The sequence below is a fragment of the Amycolatopsis plumensis genome (assembly GCF_042652605.1).
GTDB lineage: Bacteria > Actinomycetota > Actinomycetes > Mycobacteriales > Pseudonocardiaceae > Amycolatopsis > Amycolatopsis plumensis.
Genome location: NZ_JBHSJY010000001.1, coordinates 8470880 through 8485227, shown reverse-complemented (window position 1 = coordinate 8485227; position 14348 = coordinate 8470880). Strand labels below are relative to the sequence as shown.

Here is a 14348-nt window from a genome sequence, read left to right as displayed (position 1 = left end):
ATGCACAGTCACTCCGGAAATACGTCCACCCCTGCTGCGGCGTCGTCGTTCACCACTACGGACCGCGCTTGGATCGAGATCACCATTGCCATGGACGAGCAACTCGTTCCGATGCTCGGCCTGGTCGACAGCCGCACCGGAACGGCGGCCGTCCGCGACCTCGGTAGAGAAGCCGACGCCTCGACGAAAGCGGAGCTGCTGGATCTCCGGCGGCTTCACGATCAGGCCGGTCTTCCAGCGGAGAATCCCCACAAGGGGATGGAGATGCCCGGAATGGTCTCCTCGGACCAGGTCGCGCAGGCCGGCGCCTTGCGTGACGCGGACTTCGACAGCTACTTCAAGAAGTGCCTGCGTGATCACCTGGAGCAGAAAGAACGGCTGGCGCTCGGCGAGAAGTCGTCCGGCAAAGAGGCGCAGACCGTGAGCCTCGCTGCGCGAGTCCTGCAGGAACAGGGTCGGCTGTCCGCGCTGGCCGGATAACGGCGCCGCCGTGCCGTCCGATCGGGACGGCACGGCGGCCCGCTCGCGATTGTTCTCAGCCGCCGGTGAAGGTCGGCGTGGTCCCGCACTTCGCGTTCTGGTTCAGGCAGGTCTTGACCAGTGCGGCCAGTTTGACGTGGTCCCAGCCGTTCATGAAGTCACCGTGCATCGACGACGCCATGCCCGAGGACAGCGCGAGGCCGTCGCCGCCCAGGATGTCGTAGTTGACCATGTACGACAGGTTCGGCACCGCGACCGGGTAGTTCCCCTGGCACTTGCCGGCGACCGGGTCGCCCATGTGCGACTTGTGGTCGGGCGAGTCGATGTGCTTGCCGTCCCAGCAATCCTTGAACACGAGCTGGTAGATCAGGTTGCCGCCGGGGGCGCAGACCGGCCAGTTCCCGTCGGCGCTGCGCCCGACCTCGGCGCTGCCCGCGCACCAGAACTGGTTTCCCTGGCCCTTCTGGGTGGGCACCTGCAGCTTGGCATCACCCTGCACCATCACCAGCCCCGGCGGGAACGGCCGGACGGCCGACGGGTCGGGGAGCCGGGAGCCGTAGTAGACGCGCATGCTCTTGAACGCAACGGCCACCCCGTTCCGCTGCAGCTGCGGTACCCAGTAAGCGGCGTTGTCACCGGGGGAGTTGCACGTCGTCGATCCGGCGGCCAGGAGGGTTTCCGTGGTCATGAACGCGTCGTTCCTCGGCCCGAAGAACGTGTGCATGTGGGAGGCGCCGGGCAGGCGGGGGAAGACGATCGCATCGTCCTTGGCTTCGTTCGCGATCGTGCAGTCGGTGTGGAACTCGGCGACCCGCGTCGTCCCGGCCGGCACCGGTGGCGGCACGATGCGCTGGTAGTCGGTCAGTTCGCGCTGGTACCGGGCCTGATCGACGTCCACCCAGCCGGCCTCTGCGGCGACGGAGCCGGTCGAAGCTCCGGCGGCCGCGGAGACGGTGCTTCCGGCCAGTGCGAGAGCGAGGGCAGTGGTGAGAACGGCCCGGGTCCGGAGCCGGAACCGTCGAGGTCGCCGACCAGTAGCCCGATCTGGCATATTTCGCATACGGATCTCCTTGTTTGCCGTCGAAATGCTGAACAGGCGCGGTGAGTGCGCTTTGATGGCACGGGAAATCGTCGCCGTGGCAGCGCGAATTTCTCGGATGCCGGGGCGCCGTTCGATGTCGCTCGCGAAGAGCGCGGCCTACTGCCGAGGAATTGTGTTACCGCTCTCGTCGGCGACGACGGTCGAACCGTGGCGCGGAGCGTTGTGGCGCCGAGGCGCGTCGTGGTCGGGAGAACGTCTTTGATCTCATCGGGCCCACCTGGTCGGTCGTGATCCATTCGGGTGAGGTGAGCAGTGGAGCCTCAACCAACCCGAGCTGCTGGAGCGTTCCAGGTGGCGGCCGCGGAACCGGTTCCATCGAGACAATTGCCAGTAAACCGCCCGGATTGGGCGACGTCAAGAAGCTTGACCGGCTTCCGCCGGATCGGCCGTCAGCAGGGCATTCAGCACGTCCTCCGGTACGACCGGCGCCAAACCACCGCCGCCGAGGATGTTGACCACCGGGTTTGCCGCGGCGCGGACCACGCTGCCGCCCGGGGCGACGTCGAGGAGGCCGGTGTAGGTGGAGATGTCGCGGTACAGGACGCCGCGCTCTTCGGCTCCGGGGCCGACGATGCGGGTGGCGAGAGCGCGGGTGGCGAAGACGCGTTCCTGGACGATGAACCCGCCCCCTTCGCGATCGGCGGCCGCGGCGCGGACCCGGCGTTCCCAGTCCTCCGGGGCGAGTTCGGCGCCGAGCGAAACGGACTTCCCGCCGTAGTCCCAGTTCCGCTTGATCACGAAGCTTTCGCGCTCGGCGAGGAGCCGCGGCACCAGGGCGGCGTCGAGGCGGCGGGTCCAGGGCAGCGCCCGGGCCGCGGTGCGCTCGCGGTCGTCCAGGCCGGCCCGCTCGGCGAGCCGTTCGTCCTCGGCGCACTCCGAAAGACGGGCGAAGAGGGCTTTCGCTTCGAGGAGCCCGTTCACCGGGTTGGCCAAGACGTACGACTCCGGCCGGAGCAGGGCGCGGGCGAAGGGCGCGTCGGCCGGGGTCCGGTGGGCCCAGACGTGCCGGTACAGCACGTCGAACGCCTCCGGCGCACACGTCGTGGGCACCAGCGTCTCGGCGTGGTGGCCGCGACGGCGGAAGTGCTCGGCCAGCCGGCGTTGTTCGGCGAGCTGCGCGTCGCCGGGGCGGGCCACCAGCGCGATGCTGGGGTGCTCCCGCCTGCCGCCGCGCACGCGGTAGAAGTGCACGAGCGTCTCGCGCAGTGCTTCCATGTGGCTGCCACAGCGGGCGACGAGGGAATCGGCCAGCCACGGCGGCAGGCCGCGTCTCGCGGCGGCGGCGCGGATCCAGCCGTGCGCCGCCAGATCGGCGTAGGCCTGCATGGCCGGGATGGTGGTGTTGAGTTCGAGCGCTTTCGGGGTACCGCCCGCTTCGGGGACGAGGAAGTCGACCCGGGCCAGGACCGCCGGGCAGGGCGCGCCCGCGAACAGCTTCCGCATCGCCTCCCGTTCGAGCCCGTGGAACGGCCCGAGCAGCGCCTCGCGGTCGCGCGGGTCGCCGACCCGCACGAGGTGCCGGGCGAGCTTCACGGCCCCCGAGAGGATCGTCTTGGCCTCCGCCGCGACGGACCGGAGCGTGGTGCGGGGGAGGACCTGCGGCTCGCAGACCAGCGGGATCGGGACCACCGAGCCGTCGGGCCGGTGGACCGTCATGCCCTGCGACCAGGCGTCCGCGGCGGCGGCGCGGCCGATGGCGCGCAGGTCGACGTCGGTGAAGCCGTGGCGCACCGGCGGAGTGCCGAGTGCGTCGTTTCGTTGCGGGGCAAGGGAATCAGTCATGGGGATCCGTCCTTGGCCGGCGCGGACGCGGCGGTGACGAGCCGGGTCCAAGTGGTGTACAGCCAGTCGCGGTACTGGCCGGGCTCCCAGTGGAGCGTCTCGCGGAGCAGCAGGTAGGTCTGGTTGTGGCCCAGCGCGCCGGCCGTGTCGCAGAGCCAGCCGAGGTCGGCGGGGCCGGCGATCAGCCCGTCGGTGTGCAGCTTGGTGAAGAACGCGCGCATCGATTCGGTCGTCGCGGCCCGCCCGGCCCGGGCGGCCTCGGCGACGGCCGGCTCGACCGGCTCGGCCTGGAGGGCGACCGCGAAGACGTCTCCGGCTCGCGCCATCAGGGCGGCCACCCCGTCCGCGAGCAGGGCGAGGCGTTCGGCGACGGTGGGGGCGTTCAGCGCGAGCTGGTACCAGTCGCGGCTGGGCAGGTCGACGAGCCGGGTGTCACCGACGATGGCGACGTCGACGACCCGCTTGAGCAGGTCGGCCTTGGTGCCAAAGCGGACGTAGACGGTGCGGTGCCCCACCCGGGCGGCGTCGGCGACCGCCTTGAGCGTGGTGGCGGCGTAGCCGTCGCGCACGAAGAGCTCGCGGGCCGCGGTGAGGATGCGTTCTTCGGTGTCGGCGACGCGGGCGGCGCGCAGGTCGGCCGGCGGGGGATTGACGGGCTCGCTCATGAGATGCAGTATAGCTGCAAGAGTGCAGTCTGACTGCAATTACTTTCCGCTTCCACCGGGAGGACGGGCCATGACCACCGACGCACCCCTGCTCGACGGGGTTCACCACCTCAAGCTGCCGGTCGGCGATCTCGACCGGTCCCGCGCGTGGTACGAGTCGCGCCTCGGGTACCGGGTCACCACCGAGTTCGTCCAGCACGGCACGGTCACCGGCCTGACCATGACGCACCCGAACGGCGGACCGATGTTCGCGCTGCGGCTCGATCCCGAGCGCGCGGAGGCCGCCGCCGGGTTCGACTACTTCTCGATCGGTGTCCCCACCAAGGAGGCGCTCGACGCCCTGGCCGCCCGGCTGACCCGGCTCGGCGAGACCCACGCGGGGGTGCACTTCGCCACGATCGGCTGGATCCTGCCCAAGACGCACGACCCCGACGGCCACGAGATCCGCTTCTACACCACCGAACATCACACCGACGCCGGCGACGCCGGGATCCGGCGCGTCGACGACGCCCGCGCCACGGCGGCCCGCCGTGAGCAGTCCTACCTCGCCGACCGCCGCTCCGAGTAGGCGTCGCCATGCCGGGCCACCGGAGTGTCGCCGAACGGCCGCGTCGTGCGGCTGAGCCCTTGGACGACGTCGTGCGGCGAATGTTCCGGCCGGGCCGCGGGTGGCGCGTCGGAGCCGAGGTGGAGCTGATTCCCGCGTTCCCGGACGGTTCGGCGGTGCCGCCGCGGGTGCTGGCCGCGTTGTTCGACCGGCGGTTCACCGAGGCGGCCAGGCCCAGCTTCGAGCCGGGCGGGCAGCTGGAGCTGAGCCCGCCGCCACGGGCGTCGGTGGCGGACCTGGTGGCCGGATTGCGCGAGCTGCTGGTGCACGCCGCCGCGCTGGCCGCGTCCGCCGGGGTGACGCTGACCGCGAGCGGGACCGATCCGGACCGCTGCTGCGCGCAGGTGCCGTTGCGGCTGACCACCGCCCGCTACCTGGCGATGCAACGGCAGTTCGACCGGGCCGGCCCCGACGGCAGGCGGATGATGCGGCTGACCGCGTCGCTGCAGGTGGCCGTGGACCTGCAGCGCGGGCCCGCCGGGCGGGAGCAGTGGCTCGTGGCCAACCTGGCCGGCCCGGCCCTGGCGGCCGCGTTCGCCAACTCGCCCCGGCTGGACGGCGCGAGCGCGGGGATTCCCGGCGCGCGCACCCGGATCTGGCAGGGGATCGAGCCGTCGCGGACCGGCTACGACGGCCGCCACCTCGACCCCGCGGACCCGGTCGGCGCGTACACCGCGTTCGCCTCGGCCGCGGCGCGCCTGCCGATCCCGGAAGCGGCGGCGGGTGCCTACCACCTGAGCACGCTGTTCCCGCCCGTCCGTCCGCGCGGCGGCTACCTCGAGGTGCGCTACTTGGACGCCCAGCCGCCCGAGCGCATCGCGACCGCGGTGACGACGCTGGCCGTCCTGCTGCTCGTGCCCACCGCCCGCCGGGCGGCGCTGGAGCTGCTCCAGCCGGGCATCGGGCGGATGCCGTCGACGCGGCCCGGGCGCCGTCGTGGACGCTCGTCTTCGTCGTGGGGGCGACGCTCGCGCGGCTGGCGCACGCCGTCGGGATGCTGAGGACGCGGACCGTGGCCGAGGCCACCCCGCTGCGCGTGGCCGGTGCGTCCGGCACCTACCTGTTCGCCACGTTGTGACGCAGGCCGAGCCTTGGGCGAAGAAGAGTCGAGCGGTTTCCAAGATCGCGATGCGGTTGCGCGAGGCGGCCTTGCGCTGCGCGCCATAGGTGGTCGGCGGCTGGTCGGCTATCACACCTGGGTGTCCTCTCGTTGACTTGCGGAGAACCCTCCGCTAGTTTGAAGAGCACTTGCGGAGGATTGTCCGCAAGTTCTGCCTCTCAGGAGATCTCCCATGCGTTATGTGAAACTCGGCACCACCGGCCTGGACGTCTCACCCGTCGCGATCGGCGCGATGACCTACGGCGAGCCTGACCGCGGCCACCCCGTCTGGTCCCTGGGCGAGGACGACGCCCGGCCACTGATCAAGCACGCCCTCGAGGCGGGCATCAACTTCTTCGACACCGCGAATATGTACTCCAACGGCTCCAGCGAAGAAATCCTCGGCCGCGCGCTGAAGGACTTCGCCGACCGGGACGACGTCGTGATCGCCACCAAGCTGCGCCACCCGATGCGGCCCGGCCCGAACGGGAAAGGGTTGTCCCGCAAGACGATCATGACCGAGATCGACCACTCGCTGCGGCGGCTGGACACCGACTACGTCGACCTGTACCAGATCCACCGCAACGACCACGCGACGCCGCTCGAGGAAACCCTCGAAGCGCTGCACGACCTGGTCAAGGCGGGCAAGGTGCGGTACCTGGGCGCGTCGTCGATGTTCGCCTGGGAGTTCGCCAAGGCCCTGCACCTGCAGAAGCAGCACGGCTGGGCCCGGTTCGTGTCCATGCAGGACCACTACAACCTGCTGGCCCGCGAAGAAGAACGCGAAATGATCCCCCTGTGCCTGGACGAAGGCGTCGGCACGATCGTCTGGAGCCCCCTGGCGCGCGGCCGCCTGGCCCGCGCGTGGGACGACGCGAAGTCGACGGCGCGCGCCGGCACCGACGGGGCGTACGCGGATCTGCTGTACTCGTCCGCCGAATCGGACCGCGCGATCATCGACGCGGTCGGCAAGGTGGCGGCCGCGCACGGCGTGAGCCGCGCGTCCATCGCGCTGGCGTGGCTGCACCGGCAGCCGGTGGTCACCGCCCCGCTGGTCGGCGCCGGTTCGACGCAGCAGATCGACGACGCCATCGCGTCACTGGACGTCGAGCTCACCGACGAGGACGTCCGCGCTCTCACGGCCCCCTACACGCCGCGGTACGACTGGCAGGGTGTTTCCGACGAGGCGACCATGGACGCGATCCGCGCCCGCGTCCCGGGGATGGCGCTCAAGTGACGCCGATCGTGCGCTCCGGCGGGGCCGCCCGCGCCGGAGCGGTCCTGCTCTTCATCGGTCCGCTCGTGTCGTGGGTGGCCGAGCTGATCACGGCGTCGGCGTGGCAGGAGCCGCACTACTCGCCGTTCTACAACTGGGTCAGCGACCTGGGCCTGACCGGGCCGAGCCAGGTCGCGTTCGGACCGATCGCGATCGTGGTGCTGGCGATCCTGGCCGGTATGGGCGTCTCTCTCGTCGGGATCTTCCAGGGGTCCAACGCGAATGTCGCGAATGGACTGATCGCGTTCCACACCTACGGCGCGCAAGGGGTGATGCTGGCCGGGAACGTCATGGCGATCGTCGTCGGCGTCAACGCGTCCCGGCTCGGGCAGGGCCGTGGTCGCCGCGTCGCGAGCATCGCGCTGGGTGTCTTCGGGCTGGTCGCGTTCGGGGCGTTCATGGCCGACGTGTTCACCGGCTGGGCGTGGAACATCGGCCTGTTCGAACGCGCGGTCATCTACCCGATCATGATCGGCCACGTCGTCCTCGGCGGCGGCCTCGCCGCCGCCCGGACCGCTCGGCAGGCGTTGCCGCATCAGCCGGTGCTCGCCGGCCGCTGACGCGTAAGAGATTCCTAATCCCTTGATCCGCTCGGACATCGGTCGTCCCGGGCTATGGTCGCCCGGTGCTCGGGTCACGATGGCTGCGCGGTCTGCTCTTCGCTCTGCCGGGTCTTCTGCTCGCGGGGTTCGGTGCGGTGCATCCGGCGTACCTCGATGCCGGCACCGCGTCGTGGTGGGTGGCGCTGCACGTCGTCCTGCTTCCGGTCTTTCCGCTGCCGGCGGTGGCGCAGTGGCTGTTGCTGACCTCGGCGCCGCCGTGGCTTCGGTGGCCGGGCCGGGTGGCGGCGTTCGGTTTCGCCACCTTCTACGGCGGGCTCGACGCCGTCGCGGGGATCGCCGCGGGCACCGTGGTGCACGCTCAGCACGGTGCGACGCCGGTCGTCGGTGCCGTGTTCGCCGCCGGCGACCGGCTCGGTTACGTGGGCGCCGCCTGCTTCCTCGCCGCCAATGTCGTGATCATCGGCGCGGTGGTCGTGCGTGCGGGGTGGCGGGCGGTGCCGGGCGCGGTGGTCCTCCTGCTCGCCAGCGTGTCCTTTCTCGACAGTCACATCTTCTGGCCGCGCGGCGTGGTCACGATGATCGGAGTGTCCTTCGGCATGTCGTGGTTGTCCGTCGCCGGCGATCATCGACCGGATCCCATGGAGGAGAACTGATGAACCGCACGCGGAGCAGGCGCATCCGGCCCTGGCTCGCCGGTGTCCTGGTGACGGGTCTGGTCGCGGTCGCGGCGGGCCTGTACTGGTTCCAGCCGTGGCAGCTCTGGGTGGACGCGACGGTGCAGGAGTCGCTGCCGTCCGCGCCGCTCCCGGCTCGGACGTCGCAGCCCGCAGCGGAACCACCCGCCGTGTCGCAGTCCTCGCAACCGGCTGCGCCGACCGAACTCGCGACCGGGTCGCTGATCAGCCACGAGCACCGCACCACCGGTACCGTCCGGCTCCTGCGCGCGGCCGATGGCGCGCTCGTGCTGCGGTTGGAGGGCCTCGAGACCAGCAGTGGCCCGGACGTGCACGTCTGGCTCACCGACGCCCCGGTGAAACCGGGCAAGGACGGCTGGGACGTGTTCGACGACGGCGCGCACCTCGACGCGGGCAAGCTCAAGGGCAACAGGGGAAACCAGAACTACCCGCTGCCGGCGGGCACCGACCTGGCCCGCTACACCAGCGTAAGCCTGTGGTGCGACCGCTTCAACGTGTCCTTCGGGGCGGCGGAACTGACCGGCCAGGGCGCCTGAAACCGAATGTCGGCGACCTCGTCGACCGCCTGGCCGAGGCGCGCTCCAGGGTGGCCAGCGTGGCGGCGGACGTCAGGCTCATGTCCCGGGGCAGGCGCCGCGCGGCCCTGGTGGCCAGGCCGTAGAGGGCCTGACCGGGCCGCGGCGGATCACCGATCTGGCCGCGGTCGAAGGCGTCACCCAGCCCGCGATGACCACCCTGGTCCGGGTGATGGAGAAGTCCGGCCTGGTCGAGCGGCGGGGCGACGTGTCCGACAAGCGGATCACGCTGGTGTGCCTGACCGAGGCCGGCGCCTCCTACGTCCGGGCCCGGCGCCAGGCGGGCGTGCACGCTTTCGAGCGGTTGATCGGCGAGCTCACCGGCGACGAGGTCGAGGCGCTGGTGGCGGCCCTGCCGGCGCTCAAGCATCTCGCCGAGCTCGAAAGCCAGGAACGCGAAGGGCCCAAGCGGTGACGCGTTCCGAAGCGCGGCTGCTGGTCCCCGCCCTGATCTTCATCGCCCTGGTCGTGGCCGCGGTCGCCAGCCTCGGGACGCCGCTCATCACCAGCGTGGCGACCTCGCTCCACGTCTCGCTCGGCAGCGCGCAGTGGACGCTGACCGTCGCCCTGCTCAGCGGTGCCGTCGCCACGCCGGTCCTGGGGCGGCTCGGCGCCGGCCCGCACCGGCGGGTCACGATCCTCGCCACGCTGGCGATCGTCGTCGGCGGCAGCGCGCTCACCGTGCTGCCGCTGCCGTTCGGGTGGCTGCTGGCCGGCCGGGCGGCCCAGGGCGTCGGACTCGGTCTCACCGCGCTGATGATGGGCGTGGCCCGCGACCACCTCCCCGAGGCGCGCAGCGCGGCCGTGATCGCCTTGATCTCCGTGGTCTCCATCATCGGGGCCGGCGTCGGCTACCCGCTGGCCGCGCTGCTCGCCGAGTTCGGTGGGCTACGAGCCGCCTACGGCCTGGGCCTGGTCGTCACCGCCGCCGCCCTCTTGACCGCCTGGCGCACCATGCCCGAAGCCCCCGAAGGCCGCTCCGCCCGCGTGGACGTGGCGGGCGCGGTCGTCCTGGCCGCGGCGCTGCTGCTGGTGCTGTTCCTGGCCGGCGAACGGGAGCTGTGGAGGCGGCACCTCGCCGTGGTGGCGGGCCTCGCCGTCGGCGCGGCACCCGGCGGTCGCCGGGGCGAACCTCGCCATGTTCGTCGGCGGGATCGGCATGTACCTGCTGCTCACGCTGATCACCCGGTACGCGCAGACGCCGCGCGGCGCGGGCTACGGCTTCGGGCTGACGACCTTCGTCGCCGGGCTGGTCCTCATCCCGTTCTCGGTGCTGGGGTTCGCCGCCGGCAAGCTCACGCCGCGCGTCCGGACGCGGATCGCCGACCCCCTGCTCCTGGCCGGCAGCGCCGTCGTGGTCGGCGGCGGGTTCGCCCTCTTCGCGGTGGCCCGCTCGAACCTGACCGAACTGTTCGTGGCGATGGGGGTGCTGGGCTTCGGTGTCGGGGGCTTCTCGGCCGCGATGCCCGGCGTCATCCTGGCCGTCACTCCCCGGAGTGAGACGTCGAGCGCGATGAGCTTCAACTACGTCGTCCGCAGCGTCGGCTACTCCCTGGGCAGCGCCATCGGCGGGCTGATCCTCGCCGCGGGCACCGGCCCGGGCCACCTCTTCCCCGACGACGGCGCCTACACCACCGCGGCGCTGGCCGGCCTCGGCGCCATGGCGATCACGACGCTGATCAGCCTCGCCCTCGCCCGCCGAAGCTCGTCCAAGACCACGCCATAAGTCATTCCGACACTGGAGGTTCCATGCCCAAGGGCTACTGGGTCAGCGTCTACCGCACCATTTCCGACCCCGAAAAACTGGCCGCCTACAACGCCTTGGCCGGTCCCGCCGTCCGGGCCGCGGGCGGCCGGACCCTCGTCCGCTGCGGCCGGGTCACCGCCCACGACGAGGGGATCGCCGAGCGCACCGTCCTGGTCGAGTTCGACAGCTTCGAGCAGGCCGTCGCGGCCCGCGAGAGCGACGCCTACCAGGAGGCGCTGGCCGCCCTCGCCGACGGTGTCGAGCGTGACTTCCGCATCGTCGAAGGCATCGACTGACCGGGCCGGCGCTAGCTCGGGCGGAGGAGCGCCAGCGCCTCCCTGGCGTTGTGCTCGGCGATCCCCTGCATGAGCGCACGATCGGGGAAGTCCCCGTCGAGCAGGCGCAGCGGGCCGGCCACCAGCGACAGGCGCATCGCGAGCAGGTAGAGGTCGAGCCGCCGCTGGTCGAGGCCGGGCCGGGCGAGCGCGGGGTAGTGCTCGCCGAAGCGGAGCCGGAGGAAGACGTGCTCCCACTCGACGTCGAAGTGCATCAGGCCCTCGATGTCGATCAGCACCGGGTGCCCGCCGGCGTCGATGAGGACGTGGTCGGGGCCGAGTTCTCCGTGGATCAGCCCGTACTCCGCGCGAGGACGGACCCGGCCGGCCAATTCCTGCAGCCGGTCGCGCATCGCGGGGGCGGCTGCCGCGATGCGTGCGTCGCGCTCCGCCGCCTCATCGAGGTCTCGCAGCGCGCGGTCGAGAACCCGCCGTTCGCACGAAACCAGTGGCGCCGATTCGAGCCGATCCACCCTGCCGTAGTGCCGGCTCCGGTGCCGGTGCATCACTTCGAGCGTCCCCGCGAGTTCGCCCAGGGCGTTCGCGGCACGCCGGCGATCGGTTTCGAAGAGCGCTTCCAGCGTGCCACCGGAGACGTCCTCGACCACGGCGACGTCGGCCGGGTAGTGGCGCCGGCTGTCGTCCGCCAGGTGTATGCGCGGAGTTCGGACGCCGAGTGCGTCCAAGGTGCGGTGCGCGGCCAGGAAGGGGACCAGCCCCGAGGCAGGCGCGAACGGGTCGGCCGGGTCGGCTTCCCGTTCGCCAGGCCAGAAGTTCTCCGCTTCGGCCCAGCTGTAGACGATCACCCCGGGCATGCGGGTGCCCTCGAGGCGGAACCGGTACACCCCCTTCTTGCTCCCGCCGCGCAACCGCTTGACGGCGACCACGCGGCACCCCGGGCCCAGCGCGTCGCGGACGAGCTTCGACAGGTCTTCGACGTCAGCGAATTGCCGCATCTTCCGAACCTACTGAAGAGGGCTCCGCGCGTGGTCCGGCTTCGGTCTCGAGCCGCCTCGGCCGAAAGTACGAGACGAGCTCGTCTCAGCCGGTGCCGGTGCGCGGTGCGTCCTAACTTCCCGGTATGACTACCGAAACCGCGCGGGAGAACCCGCCCAGCACCATCATCGCCGCCTTTTTCGGCTTCCTGGTGTCCACCGTGTCCGCGATCGCCGGCGGGCTGCTCATCCTGAGTGCGCACGACGAAATCGCGGCGGCCCTGCGGCGGGCGAACCCCGCGCTGGCGCAGGACCGGCTCGACCGGCTCACCCTGCTCGCGCAGGCCGTGCCGGTCGCCATCGCCGTGGTCATCGCGCTGGTCTACCTGTGGCTGTCGTTCAAGCTCAAGGCCGGCCGCAACTGGGCGCGCGTCACGCTGACCGTCTTCACCCTGCTGCAGGCGGCTTCGCTGCTGACCACCGAACCGTCGTGGGCGGGCTACCTGAGCTGCGGGGTGGCCGTGGTCGCGACGGTGCTCAGCTATCTGTCGCCGTCCAACCGCTACATCGCCGGGGTCCGGCGCGCGGGCTGACCCGGGGCGCGGGATCATGACGGCCATGCGCAGAGCGGGGGTCCTGGCCCGGCGCGGCATGCTCGGCACCGAGCTCGCCGCGCTGGCCGCGGCGCTCGTCGCCGACGTGGTGCTGGTGCTGCGCGCACCCGGCGGAAGCGGCGGCTGGGCCGCGCCGCTCACCGGACTCCTGGCTTCCACCGGGACGGCGATCCCGGTGCTGGCCGTGCTGCGGCGGCGCTTCCCCCGCCACGTCGGCGTGCTGGGGAGCGTCGTCGCCGCGCTGTCGGCGATCGGCACGGTCGTGGCGGTCACCGCGCACGCCCGGAGCCAGCCGCCGTTCGCCGAGATCGTGGCCGCCGGGCTGCTCACGGCCGCCGCCGGCCGCAAGCTCGAACCGAAGCACGCGGCCGCGCTGGCGCCGGCCCTCGGCGCGGTGATGATCGCCGCGCCCCTGCTCCGCTACGGCGCCGGCGAGCCGGAGACGCTGCTGGCGGTGGCGGCCGCGGCGTACTGGGGTGCCTGCCTCGGGGTCGGGCTGATCCTGCGGGCGGCGGACGCCCGGCAGCGGGCCGCGCTGGACCGGGTGCGCAGCCAGGAACGCCTGCAGCTGGCCCGGGAACTGCACGACCTGGTGTCCCACCACGTCAGCGGGATCGTCGTCCGCGTGCAGGCCGCCCGGGCGATCGCCGAAGCGAACGCGGACGTCGGCGGGCACGCGGCGGTCTACCGCGAGATCGAGGAAGCCGGCGGTGCGGCGCTGGCCGCCGCGCGCCGGCTGGTCGGGATGCTGCGGGACACCCGGGACGTGCCCCTGCTGTCCGGTGCCGTGCTCGGTGACGCGGTGCGCGCGGCCGCCGGCTCCTCCGCCCGGGTGGACGTCGCCGAGGAGCTGGACCAGCTGCCGGTGCCGGCCCAGGTGGCCACGACCGTGCACCGCGTGGTGACCGAAGCGCTGACCAACGCCCGCCGGCACGCGCCGTCCGCGACCGAGGTGGTCGTCTCCGCCCGCGTCGAGGCCGACGACCTCGTGCTCGAGGTGCGCAACGACGGGGTCACCGCGACGGCCGCACCCGGCGGGTTCGGGATCATCGGCATGACCGAGCGGCTGGCCATGCTCGGCGGCCGCCTGACCGCGGGGCCGGAAGCCGGGGCGCGCTGGCGGGTCGTGGCGCGGCTCCCGCTCGCCGGCGAGGACGCGCCCTTCGACGCCTTGCCGAGGGGGCTCTGATGACCATCCGGGTACTCGTCGCCGACGACCAGGTGCTGGTGCGCACCGGGTTCCGGCTGGTGCTGGACGCCGCGCCGGACATCGAGGTGATCGCCGAAGCCGCCGACGGGGAGGCCGCGGTCCGGCTGGCGCGGCAGCTGCGGCCGGACGTCACGCTGATGGACATCCGGATGCCCAAAGTGGACGGTCTGCGGGCCACCGAGCTGCTGGCCGGGCCGGGGGTCGCGCAGCCGCTGCGCGTGGTGGTGGTGACGACCTACGACGCGGACGAGAACGTCTACGCCGCCCTGCTCGGCGGCGCCAGCGGGTTCCTGCTCAAGGACGCCGGCCCGCAGCTGCTGGTGGACGCGGTCCGCGCGGCGGCCGGCGGGGAGGCGATGGTCTCGCCGTCGGTGACCGTGCGCCTGCTGGCCCGGTTCACCGAGAAGGCGCGGCAGCGCGCGCAGGGGACACCGGGCCTGCTGACCGACCGCGAGTCCGATGTGGTGCTCGCGGTAGCCCGCGGCCGGACCAACGCGGAGATCGCCGACGACCTCCGCGTCTCCCTCTCGACGGTCAAGACGCACCTGGCGAGCGTGCAGCGCAAGCTCGAACTCCGGAACCGCACGGAAATCGCCGTCTGGGCGTGGCAGCGCGGGTTGCTGGGATGACGACCTTGACCGGTGTGCGAGACTCGCCGAGTGT

At 72.1% G+C, this 14348-nt stretch carries 18 protein-coding genes and 1 pseudogene; 15 read left to right on the top strand and 4 right to left on the bottom strand.

What is annotated here, in order from left to right; genetic code table 11:
• Positions 1–90 precede the first annotated feature (90 nt).
• On the top strand, positions 91–480 hold the full coding sequence (locus ACFPLC_RS40805) for a DUF305 domain-containing protein (protein WP_465251644.1): 390 nt from the start codon (positions 91–93) through the stop codon (positions 478–480).
• Between the two features lie 55 nt (positions 481–535).
• Here ACFPLC_RS40805 and ACFPLC_RS40800 read toward each other — a convergent pair whose 3' ends face one another.
• The 3 genes from ACFPLC_RS40800 to ACFPLC_RS40790 form a co-directional block, all read right to left on the bottom strand.
• Positions 536–1540 (bottom strand): DUF1996 domain-containing protein, encoded by a 1005-nt coding sequence (locus ACFPLC_RS40800; protein WP_378236108.1) that lies wholly within the window; start codon positions 1538–1540, stop codon positions 536–538.
• A gap of 396 nt (positions 1541–1936) precedes the next feature.
• Positions 1937–3364 carry a hypothetical protein gene (locus ACFPLC_RS40795; RefSeq protein ID WP_378203239.1) on the bottom strand — a complete coding sequence of 476 codons (1428 nt, stop codon included), beginning with the start codon at positions 3362–3364 and terminating at the stop codon, positions 1937–1939.
• Positions 3361–4029, bottom strand: a complete 669-nt coding sequence (locus ACFPLC_RS40790; RefSeq protein WP_378203236.1) for a TetR/AcrR family transcriptional regulator — start codon at positions 4027–4029, stop codon at positions 3361–3363. Before ACFPLC_RS40790 ends, ACFPLC_RS40795 begins: the two co-directional genes overlap by 4 nt.
• 70 nt (positions 4030–4099) lie before the next feature.
• On the opposite strand from ACFPLC_RS40790, the gene ACFPLC_RS40785 reads away from it, so the two are divergent.
• The 11 genes and pseudogenes from ACFPLC_RS40785 to ACFPLC_RS40735 all read left to right on the top strand — a co-directional run bounded on the left by ACFPLC_RS40785 (position 4100) and on the right by ACFPLC_RS40735 (position 10887).
• Entirely contained in the window at positions 4100–4597 is a 498-nt protein-coding gene (locus ACFPLC_RS40785; protein ID WP_378203233.1) for a VOC family protein, read from the top strand.
• Between the two features lie 8 nt (positions 4598–4605).
• Entirely contained in the window at positions 4606–5637 is a 1032-nt protein-coding gene (locus ACFPLC_RS40780) for a glutamate-cysteine ligase family protein (protein WP_378236107.1), read from the top strand.
• The gene (locus tag ACFPLC_RS40775; RefSeq protein WP_378203227.1) at positions 5592–5714 is read left to right on the top strand and encodes a hypothetical protein; all 123 of its coding nucleotides are present in this window, start codon (positions 5592–5594) and stop codon (positions 5712–5714) included. Before ACFPLC_RS40780 ends, ACFPLC_RS40775 begins: the two co-directional genes overlap by 46 nt.
• A 214-nt stretch (positions 5715–5928) precedes the next feature.
• Complete coding sequence (locus ACFPLC_RS40770) at positions 5929–6972, top strand: aldo/keto reductase (RefSeq protein WP_378203224.1); 1044 nt, start codon at positions 5929–5931, stop codon at positions 6970–6972.
• Positions 6969–7571: a hypothetical protein gene (locus ACFPLC_RS40765; protein WP_378203221.1), complete on the top strand. Its 603-nt coding sequence runs from the start codon at positions 6969–6971 to the stop codon at positions 7569–7571. Before ACFPLC_RS40770 ends, ACFPLC_RS40765 begins: the two co-directional genes overlap by 4 nt.
• A gap of 65 nt (positions 7572–7636) precedes the next feature.
• Positions 7637–8227: a hypothetical protein gene (locus ACFPLC_RS40760; protein ID WP_378203218.1), complete on the top strand. Its 591-nt coding sequence runs from the start codon at positions 7637–7639 to the stop codon at positions 8225–8227.
• Entirely contained in the window at positions 8227–8805 is a 579-nt protein-coding gene (locus ACFPLC_RS40755) for a DM13 domain-containing protein (RefSeq protein ID WP_378203215.1), read from the top strand. Before ACFPLC_RS40760 ends, ACFPLC_RS40755 begins: the two co-directional genes overlap by 1 nt.
• Before the next feature lie 130 nt (positions 8806–8935).
• Entirely contained in the window at positions 8936–9259 is a 324-nt protein-coding gene (locus ACFPLC_RS40750; protein WP_378203418.1) for a MarR family winged helix-turn-helix transcriptional regulator, read from the top strand.
• Positions 9256–9876: pseudogene (locus ACFPLC_RS40745) on the top strand (MFS transporter); the annotation flags it as partial. The gene ACFPLC_RS40750 and the pseudogene ACFPLC_RS40745, both read left to right, overlap by 4 nt.
• 127 nt (positions 9877–10003) lie before the next feature.
• Complete coding sequence (locus tag ACFPLC_RS40740; RefSeq protein WP_378203421.1) at positions 10004–10570, top strand: MFS transporter; 567 nt, start codon at positions 10004–10006, stop codon at positions 10568–10570.
• 23 nt (positions 10571–10593) lie between these two features.
• Positions 10594–10887 carry a DUF1330 domain-containing protein gene (locus ACFPLC_RS40735; RefSeq protein ID WP_378203213.1) on the top strand — a complete coding sequence of 98 codons (294 nt, stop codon included), beginning with the start codon at positions 10594–10596 and terminating at the stop codon, positions 10885–10887.
• Positions 10888–10898: 11 nt separating this feature from the next.
• Here ACFPLC_RS40735 and ACFPLC_RS40730 read toward each other — a convergent pair whose 3' ends face one another.
• A complete protein-coding gene (locus ACFPLC_RS40730; protein ID WP_378203210.1) occupies positions 10899–11882 on the bottom strand; it encodes a phosphotransferase in 984 nt (327 codons plus the stop codon).
• 125 nt (positions 11883–12007) lie between these two features.
• Here ACFPLC_RS40730 and ACFPLC_RS40725 point away from each other — a divergent pair, with 125 nt between their 5' ends.
• Genes ACFPLC_RS40725 through ACFPLC_RS40715 form a run of 3 tightly spaced genes read left to right on the top strand, consistent with a single transcriptional unit; the run spans position 12008 to position 14314 of the window.
• Complete coding sequence (locus tag ACFPLC_RS40725) at positions 12008–12454, top strand: hypothetical protein (RefSeq protein WP_378203207.1); 447 nt, start codon at positions 12008–12010, stop codon at positions 12452–12454.
• 25 nt (positions 12455–12479) lie between these two features.
• The gene (locus tag ACFPLC_RS40720; RefSeq protein WP_378203204.1) at positions 12480–13664 is read left to right on the top strand and encodes a sensor histidine kinase; all 1185 of its coding nucleotides are present in this window, start codon (positions 12480–12482) and stop codon (positions 13662–13664) included.
• Positions 13664–14314 carry a response regulator gene (locus ACFPLC_RS40715; RefSeq protein WP_191308102.1) on the top strand — a complete coding sequence of 217 codons (651 nt, stop codon included), beginning with the start codon at positions 13664–13666 and terminating at the stop codon, positions 14312–14314. The genes ACFPLC_RS40720 and ACFPLC_RS40715 overlap by 1 nt, the downstream gene beginning before the upstream one ends.
• The last annotated feature ends 34 nt before the right edge of the window (positions 14315–14348 follow it).